Annotated in this window: 13 protein-coding genes and 1 pseudogene; 6 read left to right on the top strand and 8 right to left on the bottom strand. The window is 59.2% G+C overall.

The annotated features are described in order from the left end of the window. Positions 1-116: 116 nt before the first annotated feature. The 5 genes from LAP85_23825 to LAP85_23845 all read right to left on the bottom strand — a co-directional run bounded on the left by LAP85_23825 (position 117) and on the right by LAP85_23845 (position 9,187). Entirely contained in the window at positions 117-3,356 is a 3,240-nt protein-coding gene (locus LAP85_23825; protein MBZ5499439.1) for a hypothetical protein, read from the bottom strand. 268 nt (positions 3,357-3,624) lie between these two features. Next, complete coding sequence (locus tag LAP85_23830) at positions 3,625-4,770, bottom strand: tetratricopeptide repeat protein (protein MBZ5499440.1); 1,146 nt, start codon at positions 4,768-4,770, stop codon at positions 3,625-3,627. A gap of 161 nt (positions 4,771-4,931) precedes the next feature. Continuing rightward, on the bottom strand, positions 4,932-6,629 hold the full coding sequence (locus tag LAP85_23835) for a CRTAC1 family protein (protein ID MBZ5499441.1): 1,698 nt from the start codon (positions 6,627-6,629) through the stop codon (positions 4,932-4,934). Then, positions 6,613-7,626, bottom strand: a complete 1,014-nt coding sequence (locus tag LAP85_23840) for a tetratricopeptide repeat protein (GenBank protein MBZ5499442.1) — start codon at positions 7,624-7,626, stop codon at positions 6,613-6,615. The genes LAP85_23835 and LAP85_23840 overlap by 17 nt, the downstream gene beginning before the upstream one ends. A gap of 583 nt (positions 7,627-8,209) precedes the next feature. After that, positions 8,210-9,187, bottom strand: a complete 978-nt coding sequence (locus tag LAP85_23845; protein MBZ5499443.1) for an ornithine cyclodeaminase family protein — start codon at positions 9,185-9,187, stop codon at positions 8,210-8,212. Positions 9,188-9,817: 630 nt separating this feature from the next. On the opposite strand from LAP85_23845, the gene LAP85_23850 reads away from it, so the two are divergent. From LAP85_23850 to LAP85_23870, 5 genes and pseudogenes are all read left to right on the top strand, one after another. Then, complete coding sequence (locus LAP85_23850; GenBank protein MBZ5499444.1) at positions 9,818-10,978, top strand: ATP-binding protein; 1,161 nt, start codon at positions 9,818-9,820, stop codon at positions 10,976-10,978. Positions 10,979-11,059: 81 nt separating this feature from the next. After that, the gene (locus LAP85_23855) at positions 11,060-11,233 is read left to right on the top strand and encodes a hypothetical protein (GenBank protein ID MBZ5499445.1); all 174 of its coding nucleotides are present in this window, start codon (positions 11,060-11,062) and stop codon (positions 11,231-11,233) included. Between the two features lie 170 nt (positions 11,234-11,403). Further along, the gene (locus LAP85_23860) at positions 11,404-12,069 is read left to right on the top strand and encodes a hypothetical protein (GenBank protein ID MBZ5499446.1); all 666 of its coding nucleotides are present in this window, start codon (positions 11,404-11,406) and stop codon (positions 12,067-12,069) included. Positions 12,070-12,739: 670 nt separating this feature from the next. Further along, on the top strand, positions 12,740-15,166 hold the full coding sequence (locus tag LAP85_23865; GenBank protein MBZ5499447.1) for an ABC transporter permease: 2,427 nt from the start codon (positions 12,740-12,742) through the stop codon (positions 15,164-15,166). 176 nt (positions 15,167-15,342) lie between these two features. Next, positions 15,343-15,594 (top strand): annotated as a pseudogene (locus tag LAP85_23870) (transposase). A gap of 426 nt (positions 15,595-16,020) precedes the next feature. Here the strand turns inward: LAP85_23870 and LAP85_23875 are convergent. From LAP85_23875 to LAP85_23885, 3 genes are all read right to left on the bottom strand, one after another. Next, entirely contained in the window at positions 16,021-17,676 is a 1,656-nt protein-coding gene (locus LAP85_23875; GenBank protein MBZ5499448.1) for a hypothetical protein, read from the bottom strand. A 695-nt stretch (positions 17,677-18,371) separates the two neighbouring features. Next, positions 18,372-19,373: a tetratricopeptide repeat protein gene (locus tag LAP85_23880; protein ID MBZ5499449.1), complete on the bottom strand. Its 1,002-nt coding sequence runs from the start codon at positions 19,371-19,373 to the stop codon at positions 18,372-18,374. Between the two features lie 136 nt (positions 19,374-19,509). Continuing rightward, positions 19,510-22,785, bottom strand: a complete 3,276-nt coding sequence (locus tag LAP85_23885) for a carboxypeptidase regulatory-like domain-containing protein (GenBank protein MBZ5499450.1) — start codon at positions 22,783-22,785, stop codon at positions 19,510-19,512. Between the two features lie 704 nt (positions 22,786-23,489). Here LAP85_23885 and LAP85_23890 point away from each other — a divergent pair. Next, positions 23,490-23,768, top strand: a complete 279-nt coding sequence (locus LAP85_23890) for an MFS transporter (protein ID MBZ5499451.1) — start codon at positions 23,490-23,492, stop codon at positions 23,766-23,768. Positions 23,769-24,167 lie beyond the last annotated feature (399 nt).

Here is a 24,167-nt window from a genome sequence, read left to right on the forward strand (position 1 = left end):
ACAAGAATATCATGAAAAATCATCCCGTCTCGGCCGACGTGGATTTCATCTCGAGTTGCTGCACGTCCGACAACAAACAGATCGGCGGGCCGAACAACTTTTAAAAGGTACCGATCTTAACGAGACGTGCGCGTGATTGATACCGGAACGGCGGCGACCGCGCCGACCGGCAGAGCAACCCTGGTTTCCTGCGCTGAGCCGCCGCGCACGGTTGCGGTTGTGCGTCCGCCGACGGCGACCGCGTACTCGCCTGCCGGCAGGCCGGCGATCCTCAAACCGGTTTCATGGGCGCGCCCGGTGCGGTTTTCGAGCGTGAACTGGATCCTGCCGAGGCCGTCATCGACGACGATCGGCTGCTCTTTGGCGTAGCCGTCGTGATCGAGCTCCATGTGAAGCCGCTCCTGATCGCGGATCACGTGAAATCGTACGCGCAGCCCGTCACGCGGAATCACCCGGACGGAAGCGCCCTGGCGCGTCAGCAGGCCGCCATAAGCGATTTCGCCGAAAGCCGGATCCCGCGCCACGATCGTGGCGTGAGTGCGCAACGCGCCGCAGTAGCCCACGTCCTCTTCGGCGCTGTAGTACCAGGCGCCGCGCGCCATTTGTTTGCCGATCCAACCGCGCCCCATCGCCTCCGGAACGAAGCCGCCGCCGGTAGCCCCGTCGTTTTCTTTGCTCGGATTCCAGTAGCCGTAGCCGCTCTCGGCGGTGCCGGAGTTGACCAGCGCCCACGAGCTGAGCGAAGAGGCATAGCCGAGCCGCAGGTAGTCGGTGGGATCGGTGGCGAAATTCAGGCCATAGTCCAGGATCGACCACCCTCCCAGCTGGGACATGTAGCTAAGCAGGTAGGACAGCGAGCCGCGGTAATCGCTCCCAAGCTGATAATAGGTAGTCTCAAGCCAGCCGCGATCGCACATGTTCAGCAGCAGCTGGAAATTCATGAATTTCAGCGCGGCGTCGTAGGTGACGCTGCGGCGCAGGTCGGCCTCCGGCAGATTGGGCTCGGCCGTCGCGCCCGGCTTAAGGACGCGGTTCAGCGCGTACTTCGCGAATGCGCCGGTCGATTCGAAACCGGTGGAATCAAACGCAAACTCCGAACCGTAGAGGTTCGGCGTTTTGTTGACGAAACGCTCGACTTTGCTTTCCCAATAGCCGCGCAGCGTATCGGCCCATTCCTTTTTGCCTTCCTCCTCGAGCGTACGGATCAACTCGGGGATAAAGGCTTCGTTCATCGTTCCGACCTCGTTGGCCGACCACTTCTCGATCTCGTTCGGAACCGTCCAGTAGGCGACCGCGGTGCGATAGGCGCGCTCCAGGTATTGCTCGGCGTTGAGGTACTTGACCTTTTCGGGATAGAACCTGGCAATGTGGAACATGCGGTAGTAAAGCATGATGATGTGGGGGTAGTCATAGATACGCCAGAGATGAGCCTGGCCGTTACGGCCTTCATCCGTGCTTTCGCGATTGACCTTGAAGTTCGGAATGCCGTAAATGCCGTACGGATATTTCTCCTTCTCCGTCATCTGCATCCCGCCCCACAGGTACTTGCTGATGTAGAGCTCCAGGCTGTCGATTTCCGCCTGGTTGGGGAAGAAGACGTTCTTCGATGCAACGTAAGCGGGCCGCGCGTTGCCGGCATCGTCGTCGGCGTCGGTCAGCCAGGTGGAGAGGCCGTCACGATCTTCGGGGCTGCGCAGGATCTCGTTTTTCTGATCCCATTCGGCGAAGACGCCGTAGTACCACTTCTGCGGATCCTGGTGCTGATGGTGCGTGACCAGAAACGAGGCCCGTTTCCGGATCACAGTTTCGAGCGGTTCCGTAACGAAGAACTCGAGCGAGGTCCACAGCCCGCCGTATTTGATCTTGAGCATGTTCTCGCCCAGTTTCGCAAACTGCACCCGGTAGACCTTGACGCCGTTCCCCTTATCGCCGACGAACTCGACTTTGGTGCCGGCAGGATGCTCGGCCTCGACGGCGTCGATCCGGTTGTTGGTGCGCAGCGAAATCATGGCGGGCAGATCAATCGGGATCGTCATCCCCGGGACGATCACGGTGTCGAATTTGTTCTCTTTGAACAGCACGTCGCGTACGGCGGCGAAATCTTTGGCCCACTGAAAGCGGAATGAGTAAGTGACTGCAGCACCCGGTGCGCCCTCAGGCGCGAGCTTCAGGTTTGTTACCGGCAGGCGCCAGTTGCCGCCACCGGCGATGGCCGCCGCCGCTGCCGCCTGCGCGTGGATGTAAGGCGTAAAGGCTCCGCCCGAGTTGTCGAAATACTCGAACCCTGTTCGGCCCATGGGAGTCATGATGAGATACGGGCCGTCGCCGCCGCTGCGCTGCCAGTAGATCCAGGAGCCGTGCCCGGCGACCAACGAGTGGCGCAGGAGCTTACGCGTATAGATGTCGCCGCGGGCGCCTGTGCGTTCGGCAAAGTTAAACGGCACCGCCAGGTCGCCGATTTCGAGCGCCCTGCTGCCGTCATTGGCCAGCGTGAGGGTCCAGTCCAGGACTTCGCCGTCGAGTCTGAACGTCTGGTTCACCTTCAAATCGGCGGGCGGCACCGGGATCTGCGCGGGCCCGACGCGCCACTCGGCGACGCCAGCGGCGGCGTTCGGCGCCAGCGTAACTTCTATCCGCATCAACGACGTTTTGACCGGGTCAAACTCGACGACGGTGAAGGCATTCGGGGCCGGCGCATAAGGAGCGCGGCTACGGACTTCCTTCCACTCCCGGCCGTCACGATAGAGCAGACGCCACGACTGGGGCAGGGTGACGGCATTCGCCTCAGCCACCCAGAACACCTCGGCCCGGGAGACCTCCTCTTCCGTGGGGAACGTGTACTGCACCCATTGGGTCTGGCCGCGCGCGCCGGACCAGGTGAACATCGGGACCTGGGTTGCGCCGCCGGGTGCGCCGGGACCGCCGCCGCGGCCTCCGGGACCGCCGCCGCGACCACCGGAGGCGGGAACCTGGCCATCATTCAGCGCCCGCAGTCCCCCGGCACCTACGGCCGCGCTCGCGGTGCTCTTGGCGGCCAGCGTCGGCAGCAGCGTGCCGACCCGGTATGCAACCGCCTGCGCGCCCGCCTGCGGCTCTGGTCCGAGCAGTTCGCGCAGTTCGCGCCAGAAGCCGTTGGGTGCCGACCGGTAGCGGATTACCACGCTGCCGAGCGCGCCGTTGGCGCCGATGTATTCGGTGTCGTGGATGTCGTTCGTGCGCTTCAGGCTCCGGATCCCGGAGCCGTCATACTGGATCTGGAATGCCCGATTGGAAAGCTCGGCCGCCGTGGCCGCAAGCCCCGGTAGCATCAAACCCAAAACCGCAAGGCAGGTGCAAACGCGTCGAAGTTGAACCATTGTTAGTCCCCCTCATAAGAGCCAGATCGCACTGAAAGGCCTCTTTTCCATTCTGATATAGTGCCCTCCCCTCGGCGCTCATTGCTCTCGTGATCTTGTATCCCGACCTCACGGTCGGGCCTCTTCGCTGGCGGTCCTTCGGGCCTAACCCTCGTGCATATGTCCAGACTCCAGCCTCCGAGCTGACGCCCGCGGCTATTCAATGCCGGTGCTTGGGGCCTCCCCGCTTACGCCCCAACTTCTTTAGTTGGCGCCGTCCGGATGCCCGCTATTTCTTCTTTATGACAGGATTCGCCATATAGCCGGCCTTGCGGTCGCCGGGCGCATTTCGGATTCTCTCTATTTCTTCTTTGTTTAGCTTGTCCAGGATAGCGAGCATCTCTTCGGCCCGCGCTGTGTCACCTCGCCGGCGGTAGGCTGCTGCCAGGTTGGAATAGACCGCGGAGTTTTTCGGATCCAGCTCCCGGGCCACATTCAGGTGCACGATGGCATCGTCGATGCGGCCCTCCATCAAATACAGCTTGCCGAGAGACATCCGCGCGCTGACATAGGTGGGGCTCAGCGCGACGGACTGCTCCAGAGCGGAGCGGGCATCGGCGAATTCCGGACTGCGGACTTCGATCCCGGAGAGGATCACCGCCTCGCCATAGAGTGCCAGCAGCATGAAGTGCTGTTTCCCTTTGCCGATGCCCTCGCGGGCTATGCGTACGGCTTCCTCCACGTTGCTCTCGAAAATGCACTTCTGAGCCGCGGCGATGTAAGCGACATCACTCCCCGGCGCCAGTTGGCTTACCTTCTGGAGTTCCTTCATGGCCTCGTCGATAAAATCCAGCCGGGCGAGCAGAATGCCGTGCTCGAACACCAGGGACGCGGAGCGCGGCAGGCGCTTCAACCCCGCCTCCACCACTTTGAGGCCCATGTCGTAATAGCCGCCGTTCATGCACGACTCGATGATGTAGAGATAGAACTTCTCGTTATCAGGCGCCAGGCGGGCCGCGCGTTGGAAAGCAGCGAACGCCTCCTCCGGCTGCCGGTTGCCGATCAACGACTGCGCCAGCAGATTCTCGACGTTGGCGTTGCTGCCGCCGTTTTGTCGCAGTTCGTTGAGCAATGCAATGGCCGGCGGGTATTGCCCGGTACCCACGTAACAGAGCGCCAGGTTGAAGCTGAGTGCGAAGGCATCGCTAACCTGTCCTTGCGCGGCCAGAAAGTGCGGGATGGCTTCACTGAACTTTCCGCTGCGGGTAAATGCAATTCCCTTTTGCATCTCGGCTTCTGCCGCCGAGTTGCTCTGTCCGGATTTGCCGCCGCGCTGGGCAAATATCGGGTCGGCCAGGCCGGCCAGGGAAAACCACACCACGGCCGTGATCAGCGCCAGGCGCGCAGGGATGAGTTTGGTTGGTCGCAGCCGCAACAAGCTCCCGTAGGGGCGACCGGCCGGTCGCCCGTCGTGGGGGAAACAAGAGAGCAAACCATTCGAATGAACCTCATGGACCTCGTGTGATCGGGCGACCGGCCGGTCGCCCCTACAATCGTCACCACGACTTTGGACACTTGTCTCGCAACAATATCTGGTTACACCCATTTGCCCTCTCCTTCGACGATTGTGACATAGCGATCGATGGGCGGATTGACGAAGCGCTCGACCTTGTCTGAAGGCGGGGGCCATTTTACTTCGATCCAATCCATCTTGGTGCGCGGGCCCAAGCCCAGCACGACGCGCGGGTCGTGTGCCGAGAGAAAGCCGCCGCGGCCGACGAGCCAGCGGTGGCGCTGGAAGTCTCCCGACTGATAGGTGATCTTCGCACCGATGGCGTCGGGATTGGCCTTGCGGCCCCTGAGTCTGACACCGAGCCAGTGGTTTTGCCGGCCGGCGTTGTTCCGCAGCAGGATCGGCGGACCGTCGTTGGTCGAAATCAGCAGATCCACCGAGCCGTTGTTGTCGAAATCGCCGAGCGCCAGCCCGCGTGCGCCAATGTCTTTGGCAAAGATGGGCCCGCTCTGCGCGCTGACGTTTTGCCAGCGCCCCCCGGAATTGCGGAAGAGCAGCATCGGCTCGTTATACTTCACATCGGGGATGCGCTGCTGCACGACCGTGTCCACGTGAGCGTTGCACAAAATCAGGTCGATGTCGCCGTCGTTGTCGTAGTCAAAGAGGCGGCTCCCCATTCCGCTCATGCGCATGGTGGCGGCACCGATGCCGCTGGGTATCGAAAGGTCGTCAAAAATCTCATTCTTCAGATTCCGATAGAGCGAGTACATCTCGTGGTCTATGGTGGTGGTGAAGAGGTCGATCCAGCCGTCCTGGTCGAAGTCGGCGGCGTCCACGCACATGGTGGAGCGGGCCACGCCCATGACATTGTAAGCGACGCCGCTGAGGGGGCCTATGTCTTCGAATTTGCCCTTGCGGTTGGCGAAGAGGAAAGCGGGGAGTTTGTCGTTGGAAACGAGCAGGTCCATCCAGCCATCGTTGTTGATGTCAGCCGCCACGACCCCCCAGGCCTTGGCCTCTTTGAGGAGACCCACTTCGCGGGTGACGTCGGTAAAGGTGCCGTCGCCGTTGTTGTGGAACAGCCGACATGGTAATCCTGGATACGCAGTCGGCATGCAGTAGGCGCGCAGGGCCGGGGTGCCGCAGTAAATGTTTTTCGCCTTGCTGAATTCCAGGAACTCGCAGACGAACAGGTCGAGGCGGCCGTCGTTGTCGTAGTCGAACCAGACGGCGCTGGTGGACCAGCCCGGCGCGGCTACGCCGGCCTTCTCCGTCACGTCGGTGAAAGTGCCATCCCCGTTGTTGTGATAGAGGACGTTGCGCGGGTACTGCGTGACGTAAAGATCGGGGAATCCGTCGCCGTCGTAATCCCCGACCGCGACGCCCATTCCATAGGCAGTGCCGAAGGCGCCCGCGCGTTCGGTTACATCGGTGAACGTGCCGTCGCGGTTGTTGTGATAGAGCGCGTTGCGGAGCGGCCGGGGCGGATCAAAGAAGTCGCACTTGCCGCTGTTGATCAGGTAGATGTCCATCCAGCCGTCGTTGTCATAGTCGATCCATGCGCAGCCGGCGCCGAGCGATTCGGGCACGTACATTTCGGGAGTAAGCCCTGCGACGTGTCTCCAGTGGATACCGCTTACGTTGGGAGCAATCTCTTCGAACACCGGCGGCGCCTGTGGCGCAGAGAAGATGTCGCGTATGCCGCGCGGCAACACGGCAAACAACCCAGCCTGGCCGAGCCGGGTCAGGAAACGGCGGCGCGATCTAGACCAGGGGAGCATTGAGATCGACGCCTCCATTACGGAGTTCACCAGGGCGCTGGTGCGTTCGTGGGTCGGCGCACGCCAACCTTTTTTTTGCGAGTGCTTCCCGTTGAAGCTGTAGTTCGCGATCCGCGGCCGCCTTGTTGCCGGTGCGGGAGAATGCGATGGCAAGCTGATAATGTCCCGCCGGGTCGTCCGGCACGCCCTTGGCATAGCGCTCCAGCGGCGCGATCGCATCCGCGTATTTGCCCGCCGCATTAAGCGACATGCCGAGCGAGAAGTAAGCCTCCATAAACCCGACATCCAATTGCGCGGCGCGCGTGAAAAGCCGGATAGCTTCGTCCCAAGAGCCCGCCCGGCGTGCTACCTCACCCAGCACGAAAACGGCCGATGCGTTGTCAGGATTGATTTGAAGCTCCGCCTCCAGTTCCTTCTTCGCTTCCGCAGCCGCCTCCGCGGTGGATGATATATCGAGCAGAATCGTAGCAATACGGTAGTGGATGCCCGGGACCTTGGGATCCTGCGCCAGGATATTGCGATAGGCCTCAATCGCCTCCTTCCACATCTGCTTCGATTCAAGCGCCTCCGCGTTGAGCTTGCCAACCTGCGGCGATTTGGGGAACCGTGTGGCCAGATCATGAGCGTTTCGATCGGCAAGCTGGGAGAAGATGCGGGCGGCGGTGTAGAGCACTTCCGGATCGTCAGGGAAATCGCGCTGCAACAGCGACAGAGCCGTCACGACAGCTGCGGTGTCGTTCACACTCATGCCGCAGCGAACGGTGGCAAATGCGGCGAGGTAGCGAAGCTGCTTGTCCGGCAGGCCTTGCGTGTTGCGCTTCAAAACCGGCAGGGCCTCCGTGCAGCGGCCTCTGTCTGCCAAGCTCAGAGCTTGACGGGTGGATGCCGCAGGGTCGGCGGCCTGGGGTTTTTTCGCGGCAACTTGGGCTTCCGCCCTCGTCGCGGCTATGCTGCTGGCAAGCGCGACCGTCATCATCGCCTGCAGAAATCTCGACATCGCTGGCCCTCGAGCGTCCGAGATCCCGGCGCCCTGGTGTACCAAAATTAGAATTCGATTTTAAAATATACTCCGGGCGTCCGCAAGAATATCCGGCACCAGAATACCCGCCACCTGGCTCGAAAAATCGGGGACGTCCGAGCGCCCGGATAAACCGGCATGAAGTCGAGAATGAAAGAGTCCCACAGGAGCGGTGCTGGGAGTGCATGACCGCCAGGACTCAAAGACTCCAGGGCTCGAGGATTTTTTGGAGAGACCACGAGGCAGTCGCTATTGACGGTCCGGAGCAACATTCCGGCGTTATTGCCGCAGGGCAACTGATCTTCAAGCTTACGGGCGCCGGAATCTCTCCACCCGGGTGTGCTTGCTGCCCACCCTGTCGCCCTGCATGTCGTAGACCACGGCTTTGATCATCAGGTTCTTCACATCCACAGGGATCTCCAGCGAACAGGGAATTCCCGCCTTATACCTGGTCGCTCGCGGGCTGCCTCGATCTGCGCCAGCCTCCCGTCGGATTGAGCTAGAGCGGAGAGATACGCGACGGTTCGGTGAAGTGAAGCAGCCGGCTCGATTGGCCGGCAGGTCAAACATGACCGTACTTTTCGGCGGCCACCCGCCAGACGGCTTTACATATCTGGATGTCCTGAACTGCGACTCCCGTCAGGTCCACGACGGTGATCTCGTCTTCAGACTGGCGATGGCACCGGGGATCGGCGATCGCGGTGCCCAGCTCCATCATGTTCTCTCTGCGGATCACGCCCGCCTGCAAGGCGCGGGCGGCTTCCCCGCGCAGAAGCGACTGGCTGATGCTGTCGACGACAAGCCGGTCGGCTTTCCGGAGGATCTCTGCATCCAGCTCCTGCTTCTCCGCAGTGTCTGAGCCCATAGCCGTGATGTGGGTACCTTTTCGTACCTGCCCCGCCGTGAGCAGCGGGGTTTGGGAGGGAGTGGCGGTGATGATGACATTGCAGGCCGACGCGATTTCCTCGGCATCGAACGTCGTGCGCACGCGGAAGCCCCTGGCTTCCATGTCGGCCCGGTATCGATCCAGTTCTTCCTGATTGATGCCCCAGACGATGGCATCCTTGAATTCACGCACGTAGCGCAGGTATTCGAGCTGGAGGCGCCCCTGAATGCCGGCGCCGAAGATGCCGGCGCAGCGGACGTTCCGCGGCGCGAAGTATTTTGCCGCAACCGCGCCTGCGGCTGCTGTGCGCACGTGGGTGAGCAGTCCCTCGTCAAGCAGGACGCACATGAGTTCTCCGGTCTTCTGGCTGAAAAGAAGCATCAGTCCGGAGCAGACCGGCAATCCCAGCCGCGCGTTTTCGTAAAAGCCCGAGACCGCCTTAATGACAAAATAATCGTCGTCTTTGATGTAGCCATACTTGATGTGCATGTCGCCGCGGGGCCGGTCGAAGACCAACTCGCCAACAGGGGGAACGACGACCTTCCCCTGCGAATAGGCGACGAAGCCCTCTTCGATCTCTTTTACAATCGTGCCGGCCGGATCGAGCCGTGCCAGCGCTTCTTTGATCTGCGTTACGTTCAGTATCGTGGCCATGGCTGCTCTTTGTATGACATTGTCCGGTGCACTGTCAATCGGCTTGGATTCGCTGTTGAGATACCTTCCCCCGATCTCGTAATCGATCAGTGCTAGAAAATGGGGACGCCACGAGCGCCGGGATAAACCGGCATGAAGTCGAGAATGAAAGAGTCTTACAGGAAAGGAGTAGCGAACCATCCTGACCTCGAGTTTTGCACGTATCGTCGCGAGGCGAGGCGCGAAGCGTAAACAGAGGCACTGGTGGGCAAGGCAATGCCAGGGCATGCGGTAGCGCGAGCATGTCATGGGCCTTGCGTAGTCGAAGACCCCTGGCACGCTAGGAAACTTCATGCACGAGAACCGGGAAACCTCACTGGAACCGACTGCAGCGCCGTTTTGACTGCTGGTTGCCCCGGCCCTGCATAATTCACCCTTTTCCCCACACGCGCTTTGACGCCAGACATCCGAGGTAGGAGCCGTATGCGTTAGTAGCGCCCGTACGGATCTGTGCGGGGGGCGGCCAGCGATGACCGGCCCAACCGCGACCCATTTTACGTGAGCCCTCTGTGTTTCCGGGGTGAATCGTGCTCCGACCCCGTAATGACAAATGCATAGACCTAGGGCAAAAAACAATGTAAAATGCCCGCGATGTTTACACGTACACTCCGTTTGCCGGATCACTCCTTTTTCCTGTTTGGGCCCCGCAGCACCGGCAAGACCACGTGGCTGCGCGACAAACTTGGAAATGCGCTCTGGTTCAACCTGGTGCTGGATCGTGATTACCTGCCTTTGCTGCAGGATCCAGGGCTGTTTCGAAGTGCCGTGGAAGCCCGTCCTCCGGGGAGCTGGGTGGTCGTCGACGAAGTCCAGCGGCTCCCTTCCCTGCTTAGGGAAGTGCACGACCTGATTTCGATCCATGGCGATGAGTATCGATTCGCGATGAGCGGCTCGAGTGCCCGCAAGCTGCGCAGGATGGATGTGGATCTGCTCGCCGGCCGCGTGATCGAACGCCGCATGTTTCCGCTCACGTCGATGGAACTCAGCTTTCCGCGTGATATCAGCAAACTCCTTGCGATCGGGACGCTCCCGGCGGTGCAACAAAAGTCCGATCTGGCAGTGGACTTGCTCGAAGCCTATGCAGGCACCTATCTGCGAGAGGAAATTCAGCAGGAAGCGCTGGTCAAAGACCTGGGTTCGTTTGCGCGGTTTCTCCGGATTGCGGCGATCATGAACGGCCAGGCGGTCAACACTGCCGGCATTGCGCGCGATGCGGGAGTCGCTCGAACAACCGTGCAGCGTTATTTTGACACGCTGATAGACACGCTGGTCGGATGCTGGGTTCCTGGCTGGCAGCCTCGGGCGAAGGTGCGTGAAGCGGCGCGGGCGAAGTTCTACCTGTTCGATGCCGGCGTAGCACGCACTCTCGCCAACCGCGTCAGGGATCCTTTGACCGACCTGGAAAAAGGAGCCCTCCTGGAAACTTTTTTTTTGCATGAACTTCGTTCCGCCGCTGCCTATCTGAATGCCGGCGGCGAGATCAGCTACTGGCATACGCCGTCGGGTGTTGAGATTGATTTCATTTGGTCGCGCGGCAACGCGTCCATCGCCTTCGAACTGAAGAGCTCCGCCCGGTGGCAAAGGCAGTATTCTTCCGTGTTGCGCCGGAGCGTAGATGAAAAAATGGTCTCGAGGGCGTTTGGGATCTATCTGGGAGCTCATGTCCTGCGAGACGGGAAAGTCGAGATTCTGCCGATCCAGGAATTCCTGTCCCGGCTCTGGACGGGGAGAATACTCCGTGTCCAGGCCTGAGATCCGGGAAGATCGGGAAAATGGGGACTCTACCCTCTTCCGCGGCACTACATTTTCTTTAGGGTAGACTGAGGAATCCCGATGGATAGGAAGAACAAGCTGCTTGATCACAGCGGTCTTCCTGCCGAAAGCGTACTTTGTTGGGCGGTGACCCGCCGACGCTGTACCAGCCTGGGCGAAATCCCTTCGCTCGATTTGGCGGCTGCGGCCAGCGACAAGGGAACCGTCGCGGTGCGAACCTCCGGCCGTGTCTGACACTGACGCTGCCGGCCTAGTTATGACGGCCTGGTCGGGCAGCAAGATCGAACCTATTCACGAGGACTTCCTTTGAGAACTCGCAGGGAGCCATTTCAGTCACGGAGTCCGCGACCTTCACGATTTCGGTTGCACGGGTCTGTCGGCTTCGTGACGATTCGGGAGGGAGAATGAAAGGCGCGGTGAAAATCGTGCAGGTCAATTACGACCTTTCCGCATCTTGGGTGAGGATCGGTCCTGTCGCCGGAGTTCTGGGGATTGCGGCATACTTTGCCGCTGCAATGGGGAATCTGCCATCCCGCGTTACACTCGTTCTGGCTTTTTCCATGGGACCCTTATTGTCCGTGGCTTTCATGGGCTTCTATCATTTTCTCCGTGCGCACCAGAATTCGGCTGCGCTCCAGACGGCAACGGTTTTCGGCGTAATCGGCGGCACCATTGTCAATCTCATGCTTGTCGTTCAGCAATCTCTCTTCATAAGTCTTCCGTCGGCTACCCGTGCCGCGTTGGGATCCGCCTGGACTGGACTCAACATGGTGCAACTCGGAATGGACGTCTCCTGGGACATATATATCTCGGTCGCGACCATACTGCTGGGAGCGGTGTTGTGGAAACACCCACGGTTCGGGAGGGTGCTGGGCGGAATAACGGTGTTCGCAGGGTCGCTCCTCCTCCTGCTTAATCTCTGGACCTTTCCGACACCGCCCGGCGAATCAGGGCTCATTGATATCGGACCTTTTGTAGGCCTCTGGTTCGTCGTGGTATCTGTCCGGATGCTGTTTTCCGTGAAATGGTGGACCACTCGGTACGTTCGGGCAGAGACAGCGAACAGCTGACGGAAACGATGCACCGGGCGTTCCAAACCAGTCGCGCGGCTGCGTCCGGTCGGCTATGCTCTGCGCGCTCTGAGGCTCGGGCCGCGGTGTCATGCCTGGAAAATTTAGCGGGGCTCGGTGTCACCGGGCTCGGTGTCATGCCTGGAAAATTTAGTTTTGGGGTCCGCCGGCGCGCTGTTGTCTGCCATTATTTCCCTCAAACGCGGCGTCCCCGGTTAGGTATGTGCGGGAACGGAGAGCCCCAAAATGTCCTGAGGCCGTCTGACCTGAACTTCTCACCAGATTCTGAGGGCAATTGCTTTTTCCGCGTCATCCGCGCTGAAAGCATTTGCAGTCTGATGTGGCCACCGGCCCTGAGGACGAACGGTCACATCGCTTTTAGCGCGGATTGCGCCGAGAAAAGCGCGGATTGCGCGGACAAGATTACAAACCTGAGAAATGCGGGGCTAAAGCGTATCTGTCTTTGTAGCTGCCATTGTTCCTGGGAGAAACCGACAGATACCAGGCCCCGAAAAACTAAATTTTCCAGACCTGACACCAGCTCGTCCAGGCTCGGAAATTGCCAAGGCGCGCGCGTGTGGAACCAATTTGCATCAAAATGCGTTCCTTTGATTGAGGAAGGGGATCTTTGAGTGCGTGACGACCGGCTTACGCCGCAGGGGGGGATTCTATGAACCATCTTGGTCGGGACATTCGTTACGGCATGCGGATGCTCATCAAACACCCTACTTTGACGATCACTGCGATCCTGACCTTTGGTTTGGGGATCGGGATTTCCACGATGGTCTTCAGCATCGTGAACGGAGCTTTTTTCAAGGGCCTCCCCTTTGAGGACAGCGAGAAGATAGTCGCGCTCGCCAACACGAATCCTTCACGAAATTTGCGGAATGTGCCCGTGAGCGTCCACGATTTCTCCATCTGGCAGCAGCGGCAGACGGTATTCGAGACCATGGGCGCCTGGTCCATGGAAGCCGTCAACCTGGTATCGTCCGGAGCGCAGCCGGAACGCGTCGCCGCCGGACAAATGACCGCAGGGGCATTTGACACTCTCAGGGTCAAGCCGATACTTGGCCGTACGTTCAACGCAAGGGAAGATCGCCCAGGAGCCCGGCCGGTAATCGTCCTCAGCTATGATATCTGGCGCGATCGCTACGAGAGTTCACGAGATATCCTCGGACAAACCGTCCGAACCAACGGCATTCCCCGCACGATCATCGGGATCATGCCCAAGGGATTTGCATTCCCGGACAACCAGAAGGTCTGGATCCCGCTCGAAATCGATCCGCTGGCAACCCCGCGGGGGCAGGGCGCTTCCTATGCCGTGATTGCGCGCCTGAAGGAAGGAGTCTCGATTCAAGAAGCCAACGCGCAGGCCGCCGCTATGGGCGCACAACTCGCCAAGGAGTTCCCTGATACCAATCGAGACCTCCGCGCCGTTGTCCGGCCCTTTGTAGAAAACGTGCTGGGCACCAGCCTTTACGGAGTGCTTTATACAATGCTGGCCGCAGGCATCGGTGTGCTGCTTGTTGCCTGCGTCAATGTTGCCAATCTGCTGCTGGCAAGAGTCTCGCTGCGCAGCAGGGAAATCGCAGTGAGAATGGCGATCGGCGCGAAACGCGCCCAGGTGGTACGGCAGTTCATGACCGAAGTGCTCCTTCTGGCGGCGGGCGGCAGCGCTCTCGGGTTGGGCCTGTGCCAGGCGGGCATGCAATGGTTCCAGAATGCCATTACGGTGGATCCTCCGCCGTTCTTCATCACCTTCGGCCTTGACTACCGCGTGATGGTCTTCGTGGCTGCCATGACTTTCGCAGCGAGCCTGTTCGCGGGTCTCTTCCCCGCATTCCGGGCGACGAGAATGGGGATTGGTGAAGCTTTGAAGGACGCGTCACGAGCCTCCATAGGGCTGCGCAGCGGAAGATTCAGCGCCGGCCTGATCGTGGTCGAGGTGGCGGTGTCCTGCGGGCTCCTCATCACTGCGGGCCTGATGACCAAAAGCATAGTTCAACTGAAGACGTTCGACTTGCCGTTTGCTACCGACAGCATCTTCACCGCGCGCCTGAATTTGCCTCGGGTCCAATACCCTGATGACGCGAGCCGCACACGGTTCCTGGAGGAACTTCTGAGTAGGGCGGAAACCATCCCCGCAGTCGAGGCTGCGGCTCTTTCCGACGAGGTTCCCGGCCACAGCTTGGGAACCACACAATTTCAGATTGAAGGCCAGGCTTACGGGCGTGCGAGCGATTACCCGATCGCGCGCCGGTGCACAGTCTCTTCCGGTTATTTCAAGACCTTCGGGGTCGGGATCCTGCGGGGCCGCGGATTCGAAGCCGTGGACCGCGCGAATGGCCAGCCGGTAGCTGTCATCAACGAGAGTTTTGCCCGGAAGTATTTCCCGAAGCGTGATCCCCTCGGCCAGAGAATCAAGACGGGGCGTGCCGATTCCAGCACGCCCTGGCTCACCATCGTCGGGCTGGTCCCGGACATGCTCATGCAGGGCCTCGGCCGCGACGAGCAGACCGGAGCCGGGTACTATATTCCGATCGCGCAGCAATCCCGCGAGTCTGTCGGTCTTGCGCTCAAAACTCGCGGCGAGCCGGGTGCCGTGACTCCAGAACTGCGAGCCGCGGTCGCCTCACTTGACCGGGACCTGCCAATCTATGATGCTCGTTCTATGAAAGAAGTAATCGCGAGGGAATCATGGTTCGTGGGCGTCTTCGGCTCGTTTTTCCTGGCGTTTGGCGCCAGCGCCCTGCTTCTCGCGGTCACCGGTCTCTATGGAGTCATGTCGTTCTCAGTGATGCAACGCACCAGGGAGTTCGGCATTCGTATGGCTCTTGGCGCGCAGGGCGGCCAGCTGCTTGGTCTCATCATGAAGAAGGGGGTCTTCCGGCTTGCGTTGGGACTGTTCCTCGGCCTGGGGCTCGGCTTGCTGGCCGGCGGCTTCCTGCGGACACTGCTGTTTCGCGTGAGTCCGCGCGATCCCCTCGTGCTTGTCACAATCCTGGCAGTGCTGGCGCTCGCAGGCCTGTTGGCGAATCTGATTCCTGCCCGCCGCGCCACGAGGATCAATCCCGTCATCGCCCTGTCTTCCGAGTGATCAGGAATTCGGTGGCAGTACGCTGCGCGGCGACGGTCGGTTCGCGAGAGCAAACCAGCCCGGTGGTAATCCGTGATTGGCCGGCCGCCGTCGGGACGCCGGCACCCAGGTCAGTTTGATTTTTGACATCTTTGAGATACAAAAAAATCCTCATGAAACCTGAAGAGATTGACCGGCTCTTTGTCGAGGTTTTTCTCCAAGCGCATGCCCAAGCACCGGAGCAGATCGTGCTGGATGTGGACGCCACCGATGATCCGCTGCACGGGAATCAAGAGGGAAAATTCTTCCACGGTTACTACATGAACTACTGTTATCTGCCGTTGTACATATTCCGTGGAGAGTTCCTCCTCTGTGCGCGTTTGCGGTCGAGCAATATCGATGCTTCGGCCGGCACAGTGGAGGAACTGGATCGGATCGTGACGCAGATCTTCCTATAGGCCGGATTTCCCGAGGTAAGTACGAACGCTTTCAGCACACAACCGCCGGATCTACGCTGGGCGCACTTGATGGATATGGACTTCGCTGTCATAGGCCAGCTCGTCCTACGCCTCACGCCTCTATCCGGTTTTTGTTCATCCGCTCGTGCTTTTGCTCGGGGCTTCCTTCGGACCCCGCCTCCGGCGGGCGCCCTTGCGCTTTGCTACCCTTCACCTCCATCAGGTTGGTGGAGGGCTTTCACCTCCGAGCTGTCGTACATGCTCGGCACACCTGGTATGGGCCGCGCCTTCGGCGCTGACCTTGCGGGAGTCAAATGTTCAGTCGACTTTCCGTCGCCCCCTGAACCTACCGGCTTTAGTCGGTAGTGGTTCAGCAGCTTTACCTGTGTTGTCCCCACACGAGTCTCGGATTTCGCACTAGTTCGGCACGCCGGGGAACCTCCGCGGAATGATGGGTATTTCCGTCAGAAAACCCTGTTTTTGCCACAGTGCAACGGCGACAAACATTGCGCCGTCTTGTCCGCGAAGTACCAGCGATCCCTTAAAACTCACACGAGGCAGATCCTGCGATACATACCGTGCGATCTGTTGCCCTGGGCCGAGCGTGATGGTAACGCTGTCGTCCAGCACGCTTCCATCCTGCCCCACCAAAGCCAATTTGACGGTTATGGATTGACTGCCTGGATTGGCCACAGCCCATGCCGTGTACTTGCTCAGGGCACTATTGTCATCCACCTGAACGGTCGCATCCTGGAGAGGCTGCGATTGGGGGACTTCGACCGCTGCCGTCAGGACCGCCCCCACGGCAAGTTCATACCGGGCAACTGCGCTCAAGGATCCGCCTGAGCTCGTCAACCGGGCCCATCCGGCTCTGGTTGGACTGGTTGGCGTCGGGCCTGACGCCGAGAGGAATATGGTGCCTCCGGCGGGAACTATGAACGCAAATGCAGACCCGGTAGTTGCATTCTGTGTGGTTCCGGTAGAGTCAGTTAATTCGCCGCTCACTGTGAGCGGGTTACCCTGCTGATCCGTAAGGGTCAGATTCCCTGTGGACACTGTCGCTCCCGTATTGGTGACAATAAAAGACGTGGAATATCCGCCTCCTACTGCCACCTGGGGAAAGAATGTTTCGAAAGAGTTTGCGAAGCTGACCTTGCGGACGGTGAAATTGCCCGGGTCGGCCATATAGAGATCGCCTGCAGAGTCGACTGCCACGCCGGAAGGAAGACCCAGCTGTGCCGCCGTTGCCGGGCCGGTGTCGAGTCTCAAACCTGACGTGCCATCTCCCGCCACCGTGCTGATCACACCGGCGGCTGTGACTCTGCGGATGCGGAAATTGCTCTGGTCCGCAATATAAAGGCTGGCTCCCGAGTCAACCGCCACACCAATCGGACCATTCAGTTGTGCCGTCGTCGCGGGGCCACCGTCGCCGCTGAAACCCGCAGTTCCAGTCCCCGCTACCGTGCTGATTATCCCGTCGGGGGTCACCTTTCGGACACGATTAGATTGCACATCCGAAAAATAGAGATTGCCAGCGGAGTCGACTGCGACGCCAGTTGTATTGCCAAGCTGTGCCGCCGTTGCGGGGCCGCCGTCGCCGCTGAAACCTGGGGTTCCATTCCCCGCCACCGTGCTGATCACACCCGCCGCGGTGACTTTGCGGATACGAAAATTAAAAGAGTCGGCGATATAGAGGTTCCCTGCTGAGTCGACCGCCACACCGTCAAGTGCGTCAAGCTGTGCCGCCGTCGCGGGGCCGCCGTCGCCGCTGAACCCCGCAGTTCCATTTCCCGCCACTGTGATGATTACCCCCTCCGGGGTCACCTTCCGGATACGCTCATTGCCGGTATCCACCAGATAGAGATTGCCCGAAGGGTCAACGGCTACTGCAGTCGGAAAATCCAGCTGTGCGGCTATCGCGGGGCCGCCGTCGCCGCTGAAACCTGGAGTTCCGTTTCCCGCCACGGTGCTGATCACCCCTGCGGCACTGACCTTGCGGATGCGGTGGGCCCCAGCGTCGGCGATGTAAACGTTTCCCACGGAGTCGACTGCCACACCTGTTGGAATTGTCAGCTGTGCCGCGGTTGCCTGGCCGCCGTCACCGCTGAAACCAACAGTCCCGTTTCCCGCAACGGTTGTGATAGTTCCAGTCTGGGCAGAGCAACCTATATTCATGGCAACAAATATCCCAAAAACCAACTCCGTTCGTGTGAGAGCCCTCATACAAAACTCCTTGCGGTGGCTAAACCGCTGCGATCTGGAAACGGCATCCGGCACTGCGCACCCGTTTCCGCTCGATCCTTGCGCTAAGTATACCTCGTGCCAGACAACAGGCCAGACATTGCGCTCGCCAGTGCCTGCAGACGTATTCGCGTCGAGTTTTGCTCCGATGCGGGATCTGCCAATGGAGCAAAAGGATAGTAACCACCCTGTGCATGGCGCCTGCCTGTCCTCCTCAGACTCTTCGGCGCCTGGATCATGGCCATGGCTCTGCTGAACGATCTTTTTCATGAATCGTGCCCCACCGTATTTGGTAGGAGGGCCAGGCAAGATTGGGGTAAGAGACCCTGGACGTCCCACTAGCAATCTTCCTGGACACCGTTCCACTGCCTGCCGATCCGTTTCCCTGGTTCAAAAGACAAAAGAGTTCCAGGAATTGCAGGAATTGCACGACAAAAGGCAAAAAGGGCCATCTGACGGATAGAGAAATTCGTGGTTGTTTTTCAAGCACAGGCTGAGCGGATACGAGGTTTTTCAGGGAGAGAACGCTACTTCTTCTTTTCTGCGATGGCTTTCTTGATCTTCTCCACGACCTTCTGAGTTTCGGCGGCGTACTGGCCCTTGGGGGCCAGATGCAGATATTGGGAAAACATCTGCAGGGCATCCTCGGCTTTGTTTGCTTTCAGCAGGAGATTGCCTGCATAAAGGTAAGTCTCGGCGTTGTCAGGTTTCAGCTGCAGCGCCCTGCCGATTTCGGGGCCTGCCTTCGCAGCGTCCCCCGTATCCAGGTAGAGCCTGCCCATGGCAAGATGGCCCTGCCAGGAAGCATTGTCCCACTGCAGTCCCTGTTGCAGCGCTTTTTCGGCCTCCGGAAATCTTTTGGTTTCGAGGTAGACTTCACCAAGCGCGAGCAGGGCCGGGCCAGCCTTTGGATTCATCTCCAGCACTCGCTTCAAAGCGGATTCGGCTTTGTCCATTTGATGCAAGTCCAGGTAGGCGGTTCCCAACAGGAGTTGCGCCTGGAGAAAGCCGGGATAGATTTTTACGGCATTTTCCAAATGTTGAATGCCGTTTGCAGGATCGGAGCCGTCCAATAATGTCGCGCGGCCTTTCTCATATTCATCTCGAGCCTCTATCGGCACTTTCGAATCGATCATGCTGTCCGTGTTCTGGCTGACTCGATTCTCCTGAACGGGCTTGTCAGGGGCCAGTGTGAGGATGATATGGGCATTCGGGGAAGTTGTCAGGTCCACGTCCTGGGTCGCGGGTTGGTATCCGACGGTAGATACAGTGACTCGATAGAGCGACTGAGTGATGCCGGCGAAGGAAAATTTGCCCGTACGATCGGTGCGAACTTGTCCCGCCATGCCGCCGCTAAGATACTCCAGGCGAACAAGGACGTTCTCGGCAGCTCTGCCCCCCTGCGCGTAGCGAACTTCTCCCTGGATGGTGATCTGCAGACCTCTGGGATATTTTTGTTCCTGTGCCGGCAGGGCTGCCGCTGCGATGAGAAGAAGGAAAAAAGGCGCCAGCAAGTTCTTCGCGTTCACTTCACACGATCCCGAAGCCGGATTTTTCAAACCGTGAGGGAGGGAGCGCTCCCGGGTACCAGTCGCCTGGCCCGGGAGCGCTTTCCTCGAGAACCTGCATTATACAACGCTTGAGGCAGTGACTGCCGCAAGAGGTTTAGAAGCTGAACTTCAATCCCATCCGGAACGAAACCGGATTGGCCCACAAGGTGGGCTGCTTGAAATCCGGATTGGCTTGCTGGAACGTGCTCTCGCTGAGCTGGTTGATCAGAAAGAGAGTCTGGGTATTGGTAATGTTGAAGATGTCGCCGACAAAGGCCAGTTTTGCCTTCTCTGTGATATTCAATGGATAGTCGAAGTGCAAGTCAATGCGTATAGCGGTCGGGTTCCGGCCCAGGATGCCACGGCCGCCCAGCGGAACCTCGCCGGAGTTCAGATAAACCGGGTGCGCTGCAAGATTGCTCATCGGGAGACCGGACTGGAGGTGGAAACCCGTGCCGATGTTCAGGCCGTTGAGAAATCCCCAGCGGTCCTTGAGGACGCTCTTGTTCAGCATATAGTTCGCATAGACATTTACCACGTGGCGGCGATCGGTATTGAGCGGACCGACGGCGAACTGATCGCCCAGCAGGTTAAAAGCACCGGGCGTGAAGTCGAAGAGCGAACTGATGGAAGGATCTGTCTGCTGGTTGTCGTTGCGGAAGGCCCCTTCATAGTTCCCCCGCAGAGAAGCGATCCTCCAGTTGGCCAGCATCTGCCAGTTGTTGGAAAAGCGCTTGTTGAGCTCGATTTCAACGGCCCGGTAAATGCGAACCGGGTCGACAAATCCGTCCGGGATCCCATCTGCTCCCGGATCGCCGGCGGGCTTTCCGTTCTTGCCCAACGCGGCGAAGCAGAACTTGCCCAGCGGATTGTTGTTGCGATCGGTGGCGGTAGCCACCAGAGAAGGATCGCAAGCGGCCGGCACGGTTCCTCCGATCGGATAGGTGAACTCGATCGGATTAACTCCAGCATCCGTCTTGGCGTTGATATTCCCGATGAAGTACGTCTGACCGAATGCGCCGAGAAAAGCGCCATCCTCAGGCGGATCGAGGGCCGCGTCTTCGATAATGCGCATCAGCCGGCGATCGATGTAGCGGACTGAAAGGTAGAGGTTGTGTGGCAGCTCCTGTTCAAACCCGAGCATATGTTCTTGCGCGAATCCCAGCTTCGTTCCGGGGAGTATCGGGTTGGTAGCATCCTGCGCGGCAACTGCTACCGCAGATCCTGATCCGGTCGTGATGCCGCCGGCAGCCTTGGAGAGCAAGTGGGCTGCGTCCACCACGGGAATCACCGTCCCGAACTGGTTCAGCGTGGCAATGCGCCGGCCGTTCACGATGGTGTAAGCGGGTGCGAAACCTCCGCCCGTAATGTCGAGCTCCGAGGACAGGGACCGTTCTGCACCGTCCAGAGGGAAGTATTGAGTGAACCTGCCGAAGTTGTAATAGATCTTGGTTTTTCCCGTACCCCTGGGATCGATGGTCACGCCGAAACGCGGCGACCAGTTATCGGTAAAAGTATACGTGTTCCGATTCCCTGAGGGACCCGGGGAGCCGATCAACTGCTCTTGCTCCCACCGATACCCGGCCAGGATGGACACGTAATGGTTCAGGCGCCAAGTGTCCTGCAGGTAGGCACTGTGGTAGTTCGAGCGCGTGTCGAACACAGGCACACCGAACTCGCCGCGATCCTGTCGGAGAAAGACGGGAACGAGGCCCGAGCCGGGAACATTCAGGAGCGGACACAATGTGCACGAAGAATCAGCCGTTCGAAGCGACCAGGCTGCATTCATAGTTTTTCCGACCGCTTTCGAGTTGACATTATAGGTTCCATCCGCATTGGTGGCCGGCACGGTGTATTTCGGGCCGCTTCGGTCACGCACGCCTGAGTAGTAAGCCCGCTGATACTGGTAGCCCAAGCCGAAAGTGTGGCTGCCCAAGAATTTGACTATTTTCTGGGTGTCATAGGTCGTCCGGTACGTGTTGTTTACTGTCGGCTCGTAAAATCCCAGGCCGACGGCCGTGAAATTGCCGCGGGCAGCCTGCGTGCGATCGACGATCTGGTTATAGTCGGCAAACCCGGACTCGTTGAAGTGATTGTGGCCCCAGCTGTAGGAAGCGTTGACCGTCCAGGTAGGAGAGAGCGAGCCGGTGTAGCGCGCTGCCATGTTGCGCGTGCCATAATCCAGAGAGCTGTTGGCGGTCAGATTGTCAATGCTCGATGCCCCTATAATTCTCCAGGGCGCGACGTTAGTCGTAGTTGGATCGCCGAAGATCGAGAGATTTACCTGGTGCGCCGTGGCGAGATTGGCATCGATCTTTGCGGCGTAATTCTTTGAATATTGGCGCTCGGCCGACGTGCCCAGCAAATTCATCAGGCCGGAGCCCTCCGCCCCCTGCACGATCATGCGCTGGATGGTGGGATTGTAGGATCCGAAGAAAAACAGCCTCTTGCCCGTTAGAGGTATCGGTCCGCCTAGGTCCACGCCCGTGTCATAGTTTTCGGGGTGCAGGTACTTGCCGAACTTGTTCACGGCAAAGTCATCACGCTGGTTGCGCAATCCCTCCCACGTCTTGGGTTGGCCGTAACCCCACACCTCGCCGTGGTATTCGTTGGTTCCCGACTTGGTGATGATATTGACGATTCCCCCTTCCGCCTGGCCATACTGGGGCTCAAACGCGCCGGTCTTCACCTGGACTTCCTGAACATAAGAAGTCGTTATGCCCACGCCCAGGGATCCATAGGACCGCGAGAAAACCCCGAATCCTCCGAATGCTGAGTCGGTAACGTTGACTCCGTCGGCGATGTAGAGGTTGTCCAGGGCGGAGCCTCCGGAAATCGAAGGATTCGCACGGCTGGCATTGTTGGCAGATATGACGCCGTCGGTCGCGCCGGGAGCCAGATAGAACAGGCTGGTCACTGCGCGCGCCAACGGAAGGTTTTCGAAGAGCTTTTCGTTCAGGTTTGACGAAATGGAGGTACTGGTGAGGTCTACAGCCTCCGCGCCAGACGTAACCACCACTTGCTCCACGATGTTTCCAACCTGCATCACCAACCGCATCGAAGTCGTTCTTCCGACGTTCACCACGACGTTGCTCATCGTTGTTGTCTTGAATCCGGTAAGCTCTGCCTTGACCGCATAGCTTCCCGGCAACAAGTTAGGGACTTCAAACCTGCCGGTCTGGTCGGTGGCTACTGTCCGTTTTTCAATTTCGCCGGTGACAGTCACTTGCACGTTCGCCATGACCCCGCCGGTCGCATCGACAACTGTCCCCCCAATTATTCCCTTCGTCATGATATCCTGAGCCGCGACGATCGTGACACCCATCGCCGGGAAGGCAAGCAGGACGCCCAGGATCAGGCCAATTCTACGAGGGCACCTCAAGACATTCATAAAATCCTCCTGTCTTATTGGTTTCAAGATCTAATCCGCATCGCTGTGAAGGCGGGAACAACCTGCCTCCAGGTCATTCCGCCAGCAACGTCCCGTGGCTGGATACCAGAAAATCGCACTGCGAAAGCTGTTCGCTTGAACGCCCCTCGCCGCCCTTCATCGCGCGAGGTAAACACCGCCTGATTCTACGACCTCAGCAGAAAAAGGCGGATGAGACTGTGCCGACATAAGTCAAAGTTAAATAGGAGATTTTGTTAAGTCAAGTTTAATGTCTTCCTTCGGCAGGGCTCTGTGACTCGATTTGAGACCTTTTGATATGGTCGGGCTGTCGGAGCAGGAATTGCCAGGAGGACAGCCCATGAAACAAAGAAACTCAGCCTGGCCTGCTACAAGTTACTTCACACCCTCACATTGAAAACCTCGGTCTCCATCTGCAGTTCTGGCGAAAAACCCGTCAGCATGGAGCACGCATTCCCGAGGACCTTTGGTTGATGGATAGGAAGAATGGGCTGCCATTTTACATTGCTTCTTTGCCTGACCCCTTCGATCCCGCCCCCCCTGATCAAGCTGCTGATAAGGGGCAATGTCAACTTTCGGTGAAATGCTGGCAAAATCTCGTTCGGGGAAAGATCGCAACTCCAAACGTCAGCGCCGGATACTGAATTCCTGCACAGTTCTTCTGATAGGCGGTTTTCTTCGTCAACCTGCAGATCCAGCGCCTCGGCGATGAGGCCTGGAGCACCGCCACGGGCTGGCGCTGGATGTTCGCACCACTGGCAGCGCCCTCGGTCTTGTTCGCCGCGTGCCTGTTTGCCTTTACCGAGAGTCCCCGCTGGCTTATGAAAACCGGCCGCAGGGAACCGGCCCGGCCGATCCTCGCCATCATCGGCGGGGCGGAGAACGCCGGCAGAGAAATCGCGCGGATTGAAGCGGCGCTGCGCCAGGAACAGGGGCGTTGGAGCGAACTGTCCACGACCGGCTAAAATCGCTTGCTCATATAATCGTCCCTCCGAAATAAGGAAGATGCCAAAGCGTGGCTCTCTCGCGATGGCGTCGGCAACCTGAAGATGCGGGGCCGGCCTTACATCGCCGGATGACGGCGCCTGATCCATAGATGTCGAACTCCGCCGGTGATCGCCCCGGCCACCGCCGCGGAAAGCGTGGAGAAAATCAGGAGATTGACCAGCAGGACCTCGGCTGTGTGCTCGACCGGATGGCCATACCTCGCCGCGTCTACGGACGCATTTAGCTCAGTCCGCCAGGTCTAAGCCCACCGCCTTTCAGGCGGTCAGCTTTCAGCTCAAATATAATAGAATGGGGGCATGGTCGAATACAGGCACAGCGCGCACGCGGTCTACGACATCAAGTATCACGTGATTTGG

The organism is Terriglobia bacterium, from assembly GCA_020072565.1.
GTDB lineage: Bacteria > Acidobacteriota > UBA6911 > UBA6911 > UBA6911 > JAFNAG01.